The sequence below is a fragment of the Thermococcus sp. 101 C5 genome, from assembly GCF_009372125.1.
In the GTDB taxonomy this organism is placed as follows: Archaea; Methanobacteriota_B; Thermococci; order Thermococcales; family Thermococcaceae; genus Thermococcus_A; species Thermococcus_A bergensis.
Map to the genome: position 1 here is coordinate 14470 of NZ_WHIZ01000019.1, position 15856 is coordinate 30325.

General features: G+C 44.6%; 14 protein-coding genes. 3 read left to right on the top strand and 11 right to left on the bottom strand.

Annotation, left to right across the window (positions count from 1 at the left end; all coding sequences use genetic code 11):
• Window position 1: 1 nt before the first annotated feature.
• Both GBV73_RS04325 and GBV73_RS04330 read right to left on the bottom strand, forming a co-directional pair.
• Complete coding sequence (locus GBV73_RS04325; RefSeq protein WP_152879557.1) at window positions 2-1486, bottom strand: FAD-dependent oxidoreductase; 1485 nt, start codon at window positions 1484-1486, stop codon at window positions 2-4.
• Window positions 1487-1772: 286 nt separating this feature from the next.
• Window positions 1773-2936, bottom strand: a complete 1164-nt coding sequence (locus tag GBV73_RS04330) for a GTP-binding protein (RefSeq protein ID WP_152879559.1) — start codon at window positions 2934-2936, stop codon at window positions 1773-1775.
• A 120-nt stretch (window positions 2937-3056) separates the two neighbouring features.
• Between GBV73_RS04330 and GBV73_RS04335 the strand changes: the two genes are divergently transcribed.
• Entirely contained in the window at window positions 3057-3509 is a 453-nt protein-coding gene (locus tag GBV73_RS04335) for an Lrp/AsnC family transcriptional regulator (RefSeq protein WP_152879561.1), read from the top strand.
• Here the strand turns inward: GBV73_RS04335 and GBV73_RS04340 are convergent.
• The 4 genes from GBV73_RS04340 to cobB are packed head-to-tail and all read right to left on the bottom strand — an operon-like array spanning window position 3506 to window position 5961.
• Entirely contained in the window at window positions 3506-4069 is a 564-nt protein-coding gene (locus GBV73_RS04340; protein ID WP_152879563.1) for an ASCH domain-containing protein, read from the bottom strand. The two genes, GBV73_RS04335 and GBV73_RS04340, sit on opposite strands and share 4 nt — an antisense overlap.
• Window positions 4035-4754, bottom strand: a complete 720-nt coding sequence (locus tag GBV73_RS04345; RefSeq protein WP_042700970.1) for a TIGR02253 family HAD-type hydrolase — start codon at window positions 4752-4754, stop codon at window positions 4035-4037. The genes GBV73_RS04340 and GBV73_RS04345 overlap by 35 nt, the downstream gene beginning before the upstream one ends.
• A 36-nt stretch (window positions 4755-4790) precedes the next feature.
• Entirely contained in the window at window positions 4791-5183 is a 393-nt protein-coding gene (locus tag GBV73_RS04350; RefSeq protein WP_152879565.1) for a DUF3783 domain-containing protein, read from the bottom strand.
• A gap of 10 nt (window positions 5184-5193) precedes the next feature.
• Complete coding sequence (gene cobB / locus GBV73_RS04355; RefSeq protein WP_152879567.1) at window positions 5194-5961, bottom strand: NAD-dependent protein deacetylase; 768 nt, start codon at window positions 5959-5961, stop codon at window positions 5194-5196.
• 110 nt (window positions 5962-6071) lie between these two features.
• Between cobB and glyA the strand changes: the two genes are divergently transcribed.
• Window positions 6072-7349, top strand: coding sequence for a serine hydroxymethyltransferase (gene glyA, locus GBV73_RS04360; protein WP_152879569.1), 1278 nt, complete (start codon window positions 6072-6074; stop codon window positions 7347-7349).
• 64 nt (window positions 7350-7413) lie between these two features.
• Here glyA and GBV73_RS04365 read toward each other — a convergent pair whose 3' ends face one another.
• Window positions 7414-8682, bottom strand: a complete 1269-nt coding sequence (locus GBV73_RS04365; protein ID WP_087035581.1) for a UbiD family decarboxylase — start codon at window positions 8680-8682, stop codon at window positions 7414-7416.
• A gap of 142 nt (window positions 8683-8824) precedes the next feature.
• Between GBV73_RS04365 and GBV73_RS04370 the strand changes: the two genes are divergently transcribed.
• The gene (locus GBV73_RS04370) at window positions 8825-10189 is read left to right on the top strand and encodes a DEAD/DEAH box helicase (protein WP_152879571.1); all 1365 of its coding nucleotides are present in this window, start codon (window positions 8825-8827) and stop codon (window positions 10187-10189) included.
• Here GBV73_RS04370 and truA read toward each other — a convergent pair.
• From truA to tdh, 4 genes are all read right to left on the bottom strand, one after another.
• Entirely contained in the window at window positions 10176-10976 is an 801-nt protein-coding gene (truA, locus tag GBV73_RS04375) for a tRNA pseudouridine(38-40) synthase TruA (RefSeq protein WP_152879574.1), read from the bottom strand. The two genes, GBV73_RS04370 and truA, sit on opposite strands and share 14 nt — an antisense overlap.
• A gap of 303 nt (window positions 10977-11279) precedes the next feature.
• Window positions 11280-12962 (bottom strand): phenylalanine--tRNA ligase subunit beta, encoded by a 1683-nt coding sequence (gene pheT, locus GBV73_RS04380; protein ID WP_152879576.1) that lies wholly within the window; start codon window positions 12960-12962, stop codon window positions 11280-11282.
• 6 nt (window positions 12963-12968) lie between these two features.
• Entirely contained in the window at window positions 12969-14480 is a 1512-nt protein-coding gene (locus GBV73_RS04385; protein ID WP_152879578.1) for a phenylalanine--tRNA ligase subunit alpha, read from the bottom strand.
• A gap of 73 nt (window positions 14481-14553) precedes the next feature.
• Complete coding sequence (gene tdh / locus GBV73_RS04390; protein ID WP_152879581.1) at window positions 14554-15606, bottom strand: L-threonine 3-dehydrogenase; 1053 nt, start codon at window positions 15604-15606, stop codon at window positions 14554-14556.
• Window positions 15607-15856: the final 250 nt, after the last annotated feature.

The following is a 15856-nucleotide window of genomic DNA, read 5'->3' on the forward strand; positions in this document are numbered from 1 at the left end:
ATCACTCCCTTCTGGCAAGAGATTTCACTCTAACATTCTTAAGCGGAGGTCTTGCAACTGGAAGGTCTATCTTTGCCATGTCAACTCCAGTTCTCTGGCTAACAAGAAGTGCACCGTTGAACAGGCAAAACCTTCCCTGACAGAAGCCCATTGCCAGGTGAGTGAGGCGCTTCACAATCTGCAGATCCGTTATTCCCTTCTTTACCACGTCATCAACTTTCTTTAAATTAACGTCACAGCCACATATCTGCACGTCCTCTAGATTCATGTCCTTGAACTCTATTCTCTGCATGGGCATTGATTCGGGCTCATACTCCTCAAGCTTTTCTCTGTAAACGGCGGGGGTGACATCATGGCCAAACTCCTTCAGGATGTACGCCCCTACAAGTCTGCCCTCCAGATAGTTTGCGTAGTGAGGTTTTATTCCCGTTGCACTTCCAGCTACATATATTCCCTCCCTTATGCAGTTCTGTTCATCAAGAACCGGAACATAGTAGCCCCATTTGAACCTGAGCTTCCCCCCCGGTTGAGTGATTGGGTTTATGTCAGGCAAGCGGTAATCGCTCACAATAACAGCGTCAACCTCATACACATTGCCGTTAGTGTCTATAAGCCTCTCAACTTTCTCTTCTCCCTCAACGCGCTTTGGGTTCGGCACTACGATGTATTCAATGCCCCATTTTTCGAGCTCCGGTATTATTCTTTCGGGCTTTCTTCCAACGACAGCAACCCTCTTGCCCGGTGCAACTCCCCACTTGTTGACGACCTCAAGGGCGAAGTCAAGTCTAAAGACACCCGGGAACTCGTTGTTCTCAAAGAGAAGTATGTTCTCCACAGCCCCTGTAGCCAGCACAACCCTTTTTGCCATGATCTCTATTAGCTGGTCTTTCTTAACTGCAGGAACCAAGAAGTATTCCCCTTCGTCAAAAACCCCAAGAGCTATTGTGCCGGTAAAGACTTTAACGTTCTCGTTGAATTGGGAAGTCAGCTCCTTGATGACTTTCTTAGGTTCTTTCTCAAACCCTTCCTGCTGGATGCTCTTTAGGAACATTAAACCTCCAAGCCATCCCTTCTCTTCTATTAGGGCAACTGTCAGATGCTCCTGGAGCTCTAAAGTAGCACCGATTCCAGCTGGCCCGCCACCGATTACAACAACGTCAACCACTTCCCTAAGAACCTCTTTACTCCCATCTATCTCCACAGCCTCTTGGAATTCGCCGTAGTTCTGCCGCTCTATTCTCATACCGTCCTTAACGAGGGTTTTTCTCCCATCCATGTTTTTGACACCATTTATAACAACCGGCAGCGGCCCAAAGGTAAATGCACCTCTTTTTCTTCCCTGAAGGCTGGTCGTTATCCAGTAAATACCGTTTGCAAGCAGTGCCACCGGAAGTTTTTCCCCTTCATAAGCTTCCAGAGCTTTGCCCTCAAAATATATAGTAACTTTCTTAGAAGCGTCTTTCTCATATAAATCCAATGGACGCATTTTATCACCCATGAGCATTTTTTGAGCATAAAAGTTTACACATGTAAACTATTTAAACATTTTGTTTAAATACAAAAATGCTGAACCCATGGTTATAAAGGGGACTTTATTGATATTTTGTGATCAAAACGAATATTTATAAAAAAGAAGAGAAAACGACCACGAAATAACTCTTTTGCGTCGGTTTGACTATAGAAGACGCAGTAACATCCAAAGTAGCCTACGAAAAAGCCCTTAAGCATAGTGGTGCGCCAGGGCTTTGCATCAAAAAAAGGAAGTTGGCTGATTATCTTGCGTGAATCTCAACTATGTCCCCATCTTCAAGAACGTGATCTGCACCGACTCTCTGCCCCGGGAACTTTGCACTCTTTCCCCACACCCTTGCGTATTTAAAGTTCTTTGCTAGGTCTTTGTGAACTCTCTCCGCCACATCAAGAACGGTTGCACCTTTTTTGAGGGCTATGGGTGGATAAGCTGGCTCTTCACCCGGCGACTTTGTGAAGACTCTAATTATGCCAGCGAGATCATAAAGAGCTTCTTTAAGGGCTTCAAGGTTTGCCTTCTTTTCTGCCGAAACGGGCACTATTTTAAACCTATCCCCATAAGCCTCAACGAGCTTTTCATAGTTCTCTTTGCTTCCCGGCGCATCGCCTTTGTTGGCAATAATTATGGCCTTCCTCCATACAATGCTCTCATCGAGGGCATCTGAGAATTCTTCAAGAGTGACAGGTTCTTTTACTGTAATCTCAGCACTGTGAATGCCTTCCTCCCTAAGCATTTTCATGACTTCACTTATATCCCCCTGAATCAAGTCCTGCCCGTTGATTACAATTCCACCCATTGGCATTCTCTTTACTTCAACTTTTGGCTTCCTTTTGTTTATTTTTATTCCAGCACGCTCAAATTCCCTCAACAGTATCTCCATCTGCTTTATTGGGTCTTGGGAAAGATCAACGACAATGGCTATTGCATCGGCATTTCTTATAACGCTCAAAAGCTGTGTTCCCATACCTTTGCCCAATGCAGCCCCCTCTACTAACCCCGGTACCTCCACGAGTTGAATCTGGACGTCCTTATACTTCATCATGCCCGGAATTGGTTCAACAGTCGTGAAAGCGTAATCAGCGACGTCAACATCAACGTCCGTGAGGACTTTAAGAAGTGAGGATTTCCCAACATTTGGCAAACCCGCAAGAACTATCTGGGCAGCTCCTTCTTTTTTAACGCTAAATGAATAGCCTCCCCCTTTTCGCTGGCTCTGCTGTTTTTCCAGTTCTTTTCTCAGCTCTGATATCTTTCTCTTTATTTGAAGCCTGAGCTTCTCTGTTCCCTTGTGCTTCGGTACTGTAGCATACATTTTTTCCAAGGCCCTTATTTTTTCGGGTATCGTTTTAGCCTGTCTGTATTCCTCTTCCGCCGCTAGATATTCTGCTGTTACGTTTGTTGGCATCTCTACTCACCTCTCCTTCTCTAGCCCATTAGAGGTATATAGAGAGTTTTTATAAATCTATGGTGTGGATGCATCATCAACTTTATATATTATCCCGAAAAATTTTAGGGCGGTGAGAGTATGAAAGGATTTTTGGATGAAATTGACAAGGAAATCTTAAAGGTACTCCAAAAAAACAGCCGTACTCCCTTAAGAGAGATATCCAAACAGGTAGGACTTGCAGAGTCAACTGTCTATGAGAGGATTAAAAAGCTTAAGGAAAGGGGAATAATAAAGAAATTCACGATTATCCCCGATCCAGAGTCCCTTGGTTTTCACCTGCTGGCTTTCATACTGATAAAGGCAAAAGCCGGAAAATATAGTGACGTTGCCGAGAAGCTCATTAAATATCCAGAAATAGTGGAAATTTATGAAACTACGGGCGACTACGATATGATACTCAAGATAAGAACAAGGAGCAGCGAAGAGCTCAACGACTTTCTCGATAGAATTGGAGAGATAGAGGGCGTTGTCGCGACGCATACAATGGTTGTGTTGAAGATACACAAAGAGACAACCGAGCTTCCTCTTTAAATCTTTCCGTCTGCATAAAGTTTATGATATGCCTTCAAAAGGGCATCTCTTACTCTTTTTGGCCCATACCTTCTTACGGCCTCTTTTAACCCCTCGGAATAAACTTTCCTAATTATCAAATCCACGTCGGGAGAATCTTTTAAGTTGTTTTCTATGTAAAGTTTTGCTATCTCCTCTGGATTTCTGTAGTTCAGCCCTTTGAGCCACTTCAGAGGAATTCCGCTCTCGAACTTCTCCACAACCTCAAACTCAATTACTGTCACTTCATCCTCTCCGTGGAGCTCTCCGTATATTTTGTTCAACGCTTTTACCAGTTCTTTGACGTCTTTGAAGCCATCTTTTTTTGCGTCTTGGTTTGTGAGCTCCTTAACTTTTTTCCTCTCCACATTTGTTATCCTTACCTTTGCAACGGCGGTGTCGCTTGGTGTTATTACGAGATAGACCTCGCTTCCCGGTTTGGCTTCGTACTCTCCAAATCTGATTGTGGTGGTCTTTTCCCCGCGGAGTATTCTTGATTTGTATGCCTCATCTATCAGCATGAACTTCCTTATTTGAACCATCCTTAAGCCCCTCCAAAATTTCCGGAAGTTCTAAGATGTCATTGATTTTGAAGTCTGCGTACTCCTCATATTCGAGATCCCTATCTGCATATTTCCCATACCGGAACCATACCGTGTGCATCCCTACTCTCTTCGCCCCATAGATGTCCGAATAAAGTCTATCTCCAACCATTACAGCCTCTTCCGGAGCCACTTTAAATATCTTTAAGGCTTTCTGGTATATCTTCGGGTGCGGCTTTTTCACGCCCTCAAAGTCCGAAACCACTACATGCTCAAAGAAGTCATCTAAATCAAGCCTTAGAACCTTTTCCCACTGCTTTATTGGATCACCATCTGTGATTATACCCAGCCGATATCCCATCTCTCTTAGTTTGATGAGGGTTTTTCTCGCGTTTTTAACTTCCCTTATATGGGCAAATTTGGTGTTGTGATATGCTATAACCCCGGCAGCCACCCATTTTGGGTTGTATCCCAAATCAAGCCTCCTGAGAAGGTAATCAAAGTGATGAGGAAAATTGCTCCCGTATTCATTTATGAGCTCCAAAAGTTCGTTATAAGCAGTATCAAAATCAACGGGCATTCCGTGCTGGATCATGTTCTCTATGGCATTTTTTCTAGCAAGCTCGGCTAAACGAGAGGTATCCACAAGAGTATCATCAAGGTCAAAAAACACAACGCTTACCATCCCAATCCCCAAACTTAAATAAAAAGACAAAGGTATTTAACTTTTCCCTATATCGAGATAGAAGGACTTCATCTTTTGTTTTTCTTCTCTCAACTTTCTAAAGTACTCATCCTCCCTAATGAGCTCATTGAGAAGGTCTTCAAGCTTCCACGTTAGGGAGGTAGGCGTTGTGGTTGCGAAAATTGGACTGATTCCCTGAGAGCGAACCACCTTAATGACCCTCGTTACCTCCTCATTTGAGAGGTCGTGCATTATGAGGAACTTTTTCCAGTGCCAGTTGCCGCTTCCCTCAAAGGTAGGTGCCTTTGCCACAACTTCCTCAACTATCCAGTCCCTGCAGTATTCTGGGACTTCATAAACATCGAACTCGCTGAGAGCATTTTTTACTCTAGAGACCCCCTCCTGCTCAAAGCCTATTACGAGTATCATAACACCACCCTTAACACCCTTTGTCTTTCAGGCATCTCTTAACCTTTGCCAAAAGAGTCTCCATAACTTCTCCGGCAGGCCCCTTTAGGAATATGTCCGCTATTGGGGTTATACCGCTCTCCTTTACGTTTATCTCTATCACATACCCTTTGTTATCCTTTACGATATAGGGGATATACGCCGCTGGAAACACCTGGCCACTCGTTCCGATAACCAGACAAACGTCAGCCCTTTCGGCAAGCTTAAAGGCTTTTTGAAGGGCTTCTTGAGGAAGAGGCTCCCCAAACCAGACAACATCGGGCCTTAAGAGGGAACCGCACTCCGGGCATTTGGGTAAGTCCTCCTCTTTCAAGAACTCCTCAATCCTTCCCGATTCAAGAAGGTTCTCAGTATAAGCACAGCCGGTGCATTTAACTCTATAAATATTCCCATGGAGCTCTATAACATTTTTGTTTCCAGCTTCTCTGTGGAGATTGTCAATGTTTTGGGTTATGACCGCTTTTAAAAGCCCCATTCTCTCAAGCTCTGCCAGCGCCAGATGGGCCTTGTTGGGCTTTGCTTCCTTCATACGCTTCATCCTCATCTTGTAGAATTCCCACACCAGTCGCGGATTCCGTTTAAAAGCCTCCGGGGTTGCTACTTCCTCCACTCTGTAGTTTTCCCATAGGCCGCCCCTGTCTCTAAAAGTTGGTATTCTGCTTTCGGCACTTATTCCAGCGCCTGTGAAAGCTATCAAAAAGCGGGAATGAGCTATTAATTTTGCTGCCTCCTCTATCATAGGGCATCGGTTTTTACTTCTCCTTTGAAACTTTTAAAGATATTCTAACGGCAAGATTTAAATTACATGGATGTAAAATATCACATGCAACAAAGTACTGGGGTGATACTATGAGCTACCAGATGTATAGAGACAAAGTTTTGGAATTTATTGAGGGACACGAAAAGTGGAGAAGCTCCACAATAAACCTGATTGCAAGTGAAAATATAACTTCTCCAAGCGTTACAAGGGCTGTGGCAAGTGGTTTTATGCACAAATACGCCGAAGGGTGGCCAAGACAAAGGTACTACCAAGGATGTAAGTACGTCGATGAAGTCGAACTCATAGGAGTTGACCTCTTCTGTAAGCTCTTCGGTAGCGATTTTGCCGACCTTAGACCAATATCCGGAACTAACGCAAACCAGGCAGTGTTCTTTGGCCTAACAAATCCCGGAGATAAGGCTATCGTTCTTCACACATCTCACGGCGGACACATAAGCCACATGCCCTTTGGAGCTGCCGGTATGAGAGGGTTAGAAGTTCACACATGGCCATTTGATAACGATGAATTCAACATCGATGTCGACAAAGCCGCCCAGATGATTAGAGAGCTCGAGCCCAAGATAGTCGTCTTTGGTGGTTCATTGTTCCCATTCCCACACCCAGTCAAGGAGCTCGCTCCGGTGGCTAAGGAAGTTGGGGCATATGTAATGTATGATGCGGCCCACGTCTTGGGACTGATAGCTGGAGGAAAGTTCCAAGACCCACTTAGAGAGGGAGCAGACGTCATAACCGCTTCAACACACAAGACCTTCCCCGGGCCACAAGGTGGTGTAATACTCTACAAGGACCTTGGGGAAGACACAGCAAAACTGCAGTGGGCAATCTTCCCGGGTGTTTTGAGCAACCACCACTTACACCACATGGCCGGAAAAGTTATCACCGCTGCAGAGATGCTTGAGTTCGGTAAAGCCTATGCCGAGCAGATCGTAAAGAACGCCAAAGCTCTCGCTGAGGCCCTTGCAGAGGAAGGATTCAAGGTCATTGGAGAGGACAAAGGCTATACCGAGAGCCACCAGGTTATCGTCGACGTTAGCGAGCTCCACGAGGCTGGAGGAGGATGGGCTGCTCCACTGTTAGAAGAAGCCGGAATAATCCTCAACAAGAACCTCCTTCCATGGGATCCACTTGAGAAAGTCAACACCCCAAGCGGTCTGAGAATCGGTGTGCAGGAGATGACGAGAGTTGGAATGCTAGAAGACGACATGAAGGAAGTAGCAAGGTTCATAAGAAGAGTCCTCATTGACAAAGAGGATCCAAAGAAAGTTGAGAAGGAAGTATTCGAGTTCAGAAAGCAGTTCCAGAAGGTTTACTACTCCTTCGACCACGGCCTGCCAATGAAGGAGTGAACTCCTTTTCTTGTCTTTTTTTCTTCTGCCATCAGGTTTTCAAAAAAGAAAGAATATTAGAAGCTCAAAGCCTTGCCCTTTCAAACTCATCTTTTCTGCCCAGGGGCTTGGTAGCGTCTATACCCATCTTTGCGGTAAAGCCCTTTTCTCCTGATGGGTCTAGAGAGCTTCCCCTTGCGTTTGGGATTATTACCAGGTCTTTATCGGCTTGGAATCTCGTGGCTATTGCCCATTCAACTTCCCTGTCGTCGTAGATATTGATGTCATCATCAACAACAACCACGTGCTTCAGGCTTGGATGCCCTGTAAAAGCCGCCAAAATGGCATTTTTCCCATCTCCATCGTGCTGCTTTGTTATACTTACAACTGCGTGGAGCCACATGCAGCCCCCTTCTGTCAGCCTTACGCCGTGAACCTTTGGGACTACCTGCTTAACGCTCTTGTATATCTGGGGCTCCTTGGGAAGTCCCATGAGCATGTAGTGCTCATATCCGCTGGAAAGCAGTGCGTGGAAAATCGGATTTTCAACGTGGTACATCTTCTCAAAAACCACAATGGGCTGCTCCCTTACGATGTCATATGTCCCGGTTATGTCAACAAATGGCCCCTCCTTGTCAAGTTCTGGCAGAATTTTTGCCTCAAAGACGAATTCACTCTCAACCGGAACGGGAATTCCATTGAGGTCTACAACTTCCAAGGGCTTTCCAAATGCCATCTCGCTCATGGATGATGCAACGTTGAGCTCGCTGACCCCGTAGGGTGGACTTGTTGCTGCCGCTAGGAGGATATGAATTGGATTGCCGACGATTATCCTGACATCAAGCTCTTCACCGTGTTCGGCTTTATCTTTCCACATTGCATACAAATGCCTGGGGACTAATCTGACAGTTCCGGTTTTTTCATCTCTCACCATTGTCCTGTGATAGGAGAGGTTGACAAAACCGCTCTCGTCCTTTGCTATGTAGATTGCCGAGGTAAAGTACTGCCCCCCATCCTTTGGAAAGTATTGAGGAACTGGCAGTTCTTCGAGGGAAAAGTCCCTCGTAGAGTTCTTAAAAAATTCTGCGTCTTTTGCCACTTTATAGGGCTTGGGATTGTCCATCGCTCTCATCATGAAGTGAAGAATTTCCTCCTTTTTTATGCCAAGATACTTCGCTATTCTTTCTCTCGTACTCCATATGTTCCCGGCAACTTCCCATCCATCGACATCTTTAAACAGAATTGGTCTCGTTTTATGCTGGAGGAGATAGTTTGTTATCTCAAACTTCTTGCTAACAGGTTTATCAACGACAATGAGCTCGTCCTGAAATTGGTTTAATATCTCACGTATCATAACACCACCCACTCAAAATCCTCCCGTGCTGTGATAAACTTTTTGGACACATTCACCTGCTCTTGTTTCCTATTGAATATTTTTCGGAATGAAATAGAAAGAGCTATAAAGGGGAAACTCCAAAAATTTCTTTTGAATTACCATGAAGACTGTAGTATTGAGAATCCCGGATAAATCCGCACTGGTGTATATTGAAAAAGCCGATCCCAAAGTATACTTTATGGTATATGATGAGTTAACTTACCGAAAAAGTTTCGGCAAATGGGAAAAGCCTGAGAGCCTGTATGACCCCCATACAAAATCTTTCCCTGTAGGTTTACTTCCCCGCGTAAAGCAACTTCTAAACTCAAAAGGATACAGGGTTAGAGTAATTGATGAAAGAAAAATTGAAGGAGTAGAGATAAACGCGACATGGAATGAAGAATACAAGCTGAGAAAGTATCAGGAAAAAGCTGTTAAAAAAGCACTAAAAGCAGGTATGGGCGTCTTAGCGTTGCCCGTGGGGAGTGGAAAAACAATAATAGGGCTGAGAATTATTTATGAACTTAACATATCATCCCTCATTGTTGTGCATACCAAAGAGCTTCTTTATCAATGGGCCGAAAACATAGAAAAGGTTCTTGGAGTTGAGGCTGGGATTATAGGGGACAACAACTGGATAGAAAAGCCCGTAACAGTAGCTATGATACAAACTCTCCTCTCCAGAGGAGTTGATAAGCTCCAGCTTCCATATGCAGTAGTTGTGTTTGATGAATGCCACAGAACGTCCGCTGCAGAAAAGTTTTATGAACTCGGAATAAGCCTTCCACAGAGGTTTAGGTTTGGTCTCTCCGCAACTCCGTGGAGGAGAATTAGGGGAGAGGAGTTGAAGATAGAGGGCGTAATAGGCCCAATAATCTACGAAGTTAAGGCCGAGGATTTGATAAAAGAAAAGTTCCTCGCAAAGCCAAAGTTTAGAATAATTGAATATGAATCATCTATGCCACCGCTGGCGGAGCGCTACAAGGAGCTTTATGAAGAAATAATTATGGAAAACGAAGAGAGAAACAAGGCAATAGTTGAGACCGCATATAAGCTTGCGAAACAAGGCCACCGGGTTCTAATAGACGTCAAGAGAATCGAGCACGGAAAAATCCTTGTAGAAATGCTCAAACAGAGGGGCATAAATGCCGAGTTTTTGAGCTCCAAGAGTCCAAACAGGTGGGAGATTCTTGAAAAATTCAAAAATGGCGAGATTAAGGTTTTGGTATCAACACTTCTGAAGGAGGGCGTAGATATTCCAGAGATCTCAGCGATAATACTGGCCGGCGGAGGAAAGAGCGACATAATGACAATTCAGACGATAGGAAGGGCACTGAGGCCCAAAGGTGGAAGCGGTGCTGTCATAGTTGACGTGAAGGATGAAGACCCCTTGCTCTTCACGCACTTCATAGAGAGGCAAAAAGCCCTGAAGCAGTACTACGGAAAATATTATGATAAGGAGCTTGAGAGGGCTATAAAGAAGTGAACCAGTCCTCAAAAATTCTTGCTGTTATCAGGTGCTGTGTAAACCTTTTGAAGAACTCTTTTTTTGCCTTTTCAACTGCATAAGGGTCTTTTTCAAAAGATATGCTGTCGTACTTGACCTCCCACAGGACAAGGTTTTCTGGGGAAGCAGGAGGAAGCTTTTTATTAACTTTTTCGTTTAGCATTCTCCTCACTTCCTCCCTTGATAAAACACCCAAGCCGCAAAGCCTAAGAGCCGTTACAATCCTTCTCACCATTTCCCAGAGAAAGCTTTCTCCCTCGATTTCAACTGTGATTACATTCCCCTTAGAGAAGATTTCAATCCGGTCTATCTTTCTTATAGGGTCTCTGTTCCCTTCAAGCCGGGCAAAGTTTGAGAAGTCGTGAACACCTACAAACATCTCGGCACAGGATTGCATTTTCTCAAGGTCAAAGCCTTCATCGAAGAGGTAGTATCTGTAGACTTTTCCCTTGCTCCAGAATCTCGGATGAAAATCCTCAGAAACCCGCGCCCTTCCTAGAACCCATACATCATGCAGGTGATGGTTCAGAATTCTCGGATATGTGAGTTCGGGTTTCGAAGTGTTAAACGCGATGACGTTTCCAAAAGCGGAGACTCCTCTATCAGTCCTTGAGGCGCCCTTAAAACCGGCATCTTTCGGATCTTTGATTATTCCAAGCTTAGTTAGCACTCTGATTATCTCACCCTCGACTGTTTTCAGCCCAGGCTGTCTTTGAAAGCCGTAAAACCTTCTCCCATCGTAGGCAATTTTTAGAGCTATCCTCATGAGTGGAAATTCGAGGAAGGTTATAAAAGGATTGTCCGCCCATTTGTCTTTACAAATATCAAGTGAATGTGTCCATATGCCCGAACTAATTGGACAGTATTTTTGAATGTTTGACAATAAAAACAGGAAAAAGGTTAAAATTTCCACCCCCTAGAAAAAAATCGAGGTGAACAAATGATCGCTGAGATAGATGTGGAGACAATGGAGTGCTTAATCAACTTTGATATCATGTTTACATTTGCAAAGAAATTTTTCAAAAAGAAGGGTTCTCTTAATTCTTTCTTATTGTCAAAAAAGAAGAAATTAGAGAAAACTTCCCTTATAGAAAGGCCTTAAGAAAACCTCAAAAGCTGCTACCGGCATTTCTATTCCCCAGTTTTCAAGCACCTGTGGATGTATTTCGCCTATTATCCCAACGGTCTTTCCACTGACTATTATCTCTCCCACTCTACCCGGAATGAAGGAGCCGTGTTCTATCTCTTTAATCTCGTATTCAGCACCAAGATGGCGCATCAGGCTGTCAAGAATCTCCTTTGCTTCTGTGAAGGTCACCTTTGGATGGGCAAGGGCAACGGCAAGCTTGCTCTCGCTGACGGTCTTTGTTTCTCTGCTTTCGTCTATGAGGGTCACCTTACCAACCTCAAAGATCTTCTGAGGATATTCCTCGTGGGTATTCTGGCTTAGGAATTCCATCAGGCTTGGAAGGAGCCATTTTCTCAACGCAGACCATTTTTGGCTTATCGGATTCTCAATCTCCACTATGTCCTCTTCCGGGATGTTCATCTTATCGAACTGTGCTTCCTTGTTTGTGAGATTGAAGGTCATAACCTCTTGAAGGCCAAAGCCTACCATGAGGTCCCTTAGAGCATTTTCGAAATCTACAAAGTCGTTTCCTTTCCCTTGAACGGCAAGCTTGGGCTCTTCAGGAACAATGTTGTTGTAGCCGTAGGCAATAAGGACATCCTCTAAAACATCCCTTGCGTGCATTATATCGTCTCTGAACGCTGGATACTTCAGCTTTGCCTTTCCATCGACGATTTCAACTTCGTACATCATGCGCTCAAGAAGGTCTTTTATTTCCTCATCGCTGAGCTCAACTCCCGCAAGTCTCTTGATGTAGCTGAGATCAACCTCGAACTCCTTGGGGGTTAAGTCGGGAGACTCTATCTCGAAATCCTTGTAAACTACCTTGACGCTTCTTATTTTTCCGCCACGCTCGGCTAGAGCAGTTACAATTACATTCAAAGCAAGCATAATCTTGTTAAGGTCCCATCCCGTAATGTCTATGAAGATGCTCCTAGTCTCTTCTGTAACTTTTCCATGGGTTTCAGAGTTTATAACCGGGGGCATCGAGAGAACGTTTCCTTCCCTGTCAACAAGCAATGGATAATAGGGCTTTCCTTTAATCAAGTGTCCATACTCTCTTCCCTTTTCGTGCTCCTCAAGTATCTCATCAGCACTCATTTCCCGGTCGCTGTTTAGCGGAACAAATCTTATCTTATCTGGCTCAACAGCCTTGTAATAGAAGGGAGGCTTGATCTTGTCAAAGTCAAACGTTCCTATGGCAACTTCCCTTCTTCTCCTTCCGAAGGTGAGTGCTATTTTCTCCTGAAGCTGGATTATCTGCCTCAGTGCCTCCTCATCAAGCTTGAGGTTCTCGACTATGGCGTATACTCCATAGGGCCTTATGTCCTTCAACTTTTCATCTACGTAAACGACAACGTCACTTTTTTCGATTTCATATCTCGGCAAACCCTTCGCCATTCCAAGGGCCCATTTTACCTGTCTCGCTATTCCTTCGGCGCTCCATAAATCAGGCCTGTTCGTATCCTTGGCATCTGCTTTAAAGTATATTTTACCGTTCTCTTCCCACACATCGTCAAGCTCGCATTTCGCGTAGAGGAATAAGTCTTCCCACTCTTCGATCGTAAATTCTTTCCCAATTAATCTCTCCAAGTCATGCTTGGCAACATCGAACTTCGGCATCTTTCATCACCACACCAGTTTAGCCTCTCTCAACCACTTCAGGTCATAGCTGAAGAGGTATCTTATGTCGTCTATTCCCAGCTTAAACATGGCCAATCTGTCAATACCGATTCCCCATGCAATTACTGGTACATCTATTCCAAGCGGTTTTGTCATCTCTTCTCTGAATATTCCCGCTCCCCCGAATTCTACCCATCCGAGCTCTTCATGATAGGCGCTCATCTGAACGCTCGGCTCTGTAAACGGGTAATAATCTGGAAGGAACTTTACTTTCTTTGCCCCAGCGATTTCAACTGCAAACCTCTTCAGGATTCCGAGGAGGTGTTTGAATGTTAAGCTCTCATCAACAACGAATCCGTCCACCTGGTTGAACTCTATTAGATGTGTTCTGTCCAAAACGTCTGGCCTAAAAACTCTTTGAATAGCGAAGTACTTACCTGGTATTTGAACGCCTTTGCCAAGCTGTCTTGCACTTAGAGCTGTTGCATGCGCTCTGGGCATTAAAAGCATTGCCATTCTTGGATCCCACTTGTACCCCCATCCTCTCGAGCCCGTTGTCCAGCCGTGCTCATGGGAAGCCTTAACCTTCTCCACAAGCTCCTCATCAGGAAGGGAGCCATATTTTGGATACTTTAACTGGTAGGTGTCTGTCCAGTCTCTTGCTGGATGGTTCTGCGGCTGGAACAAAGCATCGAAATTCCAGAACTGAGTCTCTATTAAGCTCTCTGCAGTCATTTCAATAAAGCCCATCTCTATAAGCTTTCTCCTTATCTTATCGAGAAAAACCCTATAAGGCTGCTTTTTGCCGGGATAGACTCTCCTCACAGGGGCTTGAATGTTAAAGCGTTTGAACTCAACCTTTCTCCATTCCCCACTCTTTATGAGCTCTGGAGTTAAAACTGAGACCTCTTTCTTGAGCTCAAGACCGCTTTCAGCGAGTTTTATTCCTTCCTCAGTGATTTCTACTTCCCTCTCTGCCTTGGTGTCTTCTTCCCCAATCTTTCTGCTCTTCAGTTCCTTAACAGGGACGAGACCTTCTAGCTCCTTTGCATCAACTTCTCCCTTTTCTGCAAGGATTTTTAATGCTTTGTCAATGGGCCTCTCCTCAGAAATCGCTGCTTGTCCCTTTTCGGTAACCTCAAGAACGAGCTTTCCATCCTCCTTTCTGACATTCGCCCATCCTTCTCTCCTTAAGATTCCAACGATAGGCTTAAGCTCATCCTCACTCAGTACTTCCTTTAACTCATCAAGAGAAACTTTGCCTCTCTCCACAAGCAGTTTCAAGGCTCTCCTCTCTGGAAGTCCAATTTCTGCATATTTCCTTCCCAGCTCTGTTATCCTTACGATCGTCTTCTGCCTTTCGTGGAGCTTTGCAAGGCCCTTACTCTGGAGCCATAGAACAGCTCTCATCACCGCTACCTGGTCAAGCCCAGTTTCTTTAACGAGATCTTCGAATTTCGCCTTTTTCAAATCCTTGAGCTTGATGAGAGTTAATTTTTCTTGATAGCTTAATTCCATTATCAACCCCCCGAAAAGAGTCTCACAAGACTTACTTAAAAATTGCGGTGGTGAAGATAAAGGGTTAGAAGAGTCAGTGCTTGTGGGGGAAGAACACAACCTTGCCCGTTTTTCCAGCACGCATGAGCTCAAAAGCTTCTTCAAACTTATCGAATCCCTTGTACTTGTGCGTTATTATTGGATCTAAATTGAGCTTTCCGCTTCTAAGGAGGTTAGAGACGGTGTACCAAGTTTGCCATAAGTGTCTTCCGGTAATTCCATGAACTTCCAGTGCCTTGAAGATAACGAGGTTGTTAACGTCGAATGTAACTTCCCTCGGGAAGAGACCCAAAAGACTAACCCTTCCTGCAGGCGTAACCGCCCGTAACCCCTGCTCAAGGGCCTTTGGAGCACCACTGAATTCAAGAAAAACGTCAACTCCATTGCCATCTGTTAGGTCTTTCACTTCCTTAACAACATCCTCTTCCATGGGGTTTATAACCACATCAGCACCCACCTTTTTAGCCAGCTCTCTTCTGAATTCGCTCGGTTCGCTTACTATTACCAGAGAAGCTCCACTTGCCTTTGCCACCGTTATACCCAGAAGACCTAAGGGCCCAGCACCGGTTATGAGAACAGTTTTACCTGCAATTGGCCCGGCTAAAACAGTATCGACGGCATTACCCAACGGCTCTTGAAGTGTCGCGTATTCTGGAGGGATATCCTTCGGGTTCTTCCACGCATTTTGAGCTGGAACTATTGCGTATTCCGCAAAGACACCATCGGTGTCTACTCCAAATATCTTGGTGTTCTGACAAACATGGTAGTTGCCGGTTTTACATTGGTAGCATTTTCCGCAAACCATGTGAGTCTCTGCAGAGATGTAGTCGCCTACTTGAATGTCATCTACTCCTTTTCCAACCTCCACGACCTCTCCAGCGACTTCGTGGCCCATTATCTGGGGGGGCTTTATTCTGCTCTGTGCCCATTCATTCCACTCATAGATATGAAGATCGGTTCCGCAGATGCTAGTTGCAAGAACCTTGATGAGAACTTCTCCTTCCCTTGGCTGTGGGACATCAACCTCAACAAGTTCAGCACCGTAAGCAGGTTTGGTTTTCATAATAGCGGTCATCTTTTCATTCATGTTATCATCTCCGCAGATTCTTTAACATTAATGTCCATAAATATTCTTCATTGTTTCTTGATATAAATCTTTTTGTCCCATAAAATACCAAACTCTCACCAATATCGATTTTGTTTTCAGTGAAAAAAGCAGAATTAAGCAACAAAAAGTTTGAAAAAGTTGTGAAACCACCAGGGCGTGTTTAGTTTCACCCCCTGTTATTTAAACAGTATTTGACTCTGAGGAGGATTTTCAGACCATAACACATTAC

What these genes read in the sequence shown, in the direction of transcription:
- GBV73_RS04345 (WP_042700970.1), bottom strand. Translation starts at nt 4,754, where the DNA reads ATGGTAAGCGTTGTGTTTTTTGACCTTGATGATACTCTTGTGGATACC.
- cobB (WP_152879567.1), bottom strand. Translation starts at nt 5,961, where the DNA reads ATGATAGAGGAGGCAGCAAAATTAATAGCTCATTCCCGCTTTTTGATA.
- GBV73_RS04350 (WP_152879565.1), bottom strand. Translation starts at nt 5,183, where the DNA reads ATGATACTCGTAATAGGCTTTGAGCAGGAGGGGGTCTCTAGAGTAAAA.
- GBV73_RS04365 (WP_087035581.1), bottom strand. Translation starts at nt 8,682, where the DNA reads ATGATACGTGAGATATTAAACCAATTTCAGGACGAGCTCATTGTCGTT.
- pheT (WP_152879576.1), bottom strand. Translation starts at nt 12,962, where the DNA reads ATGCCGAAGTTCGATGTTGCCAAGCATGACTTGGAGAGATTAATTGGG.
- GBV73_RS04340 (WP_152879563.1), bottom strand. Translation starts at nt 4,069, where the DNA reads ATGGTTCAAATAAGGAAGTTCATGCTGATAGATGAGGCATACAAATCA.
- GBV73_RS04325 (WP_152879557.1), bottom strand. Translation starts at nt 1,486, where the DNA reads ATGCGTCCATTGGATTTATATGAGAAAGACGCTTCTAAGAAAGTTACT.
- GBV73_RS04385 (WP_152879578.1), bottom strand. Translation starts at nt 14,480, where the DNA reads ATGGAATTAAGCTATCAAGAAAAATTAACTCTCATCAAGCTCAAGGAT.
- GBV73_RS04335 (WP_152879561.1), top strand. Translation starts at nt 3,057, where the DNA reads ATGAAAGGATTTTTGGATGAAATTGACAAGGAAATCTTAAAGGTACTC.
- truA (WP_152879574.1), bottom strand. Translation starts at nt 10,976, where the DNA reads ATGAGGATAGCTCTAAAAATTGCCTACGATGGGAGAAGGTTTTACGGC.
- GBV73_RS04370 (WP_152879571.1), top strand. Translation starts at nt 8,825, where the DNA reads ATGAAGACTGTAGTATTGAGAATCCCGGATAAATCCGCACTGGTGTAT.
- glyA (WP_152879569.1), top strand. Translation starts at nt 6,072, where the DNA reads ATGAGCTACCAGATGTATAGAGACAAAGTTTTGGAATTTATTGAGGGA.
- tdh (WP_152879581.1), bottom strand. Translation starts at nt 15,606, where the DNA reads ATGAATGAAAAGATGACCGCTATTATGAAAACCAAACCTGCTTACGGT.
- GBV73_RS04330 (WP_152879559.1), bottom strand. Translation starts at nt 2,936, where the DNA reads ATGCCAACAAACGTAACAGCAGAATATCTAGCGGCGGAAGAGGAATAC.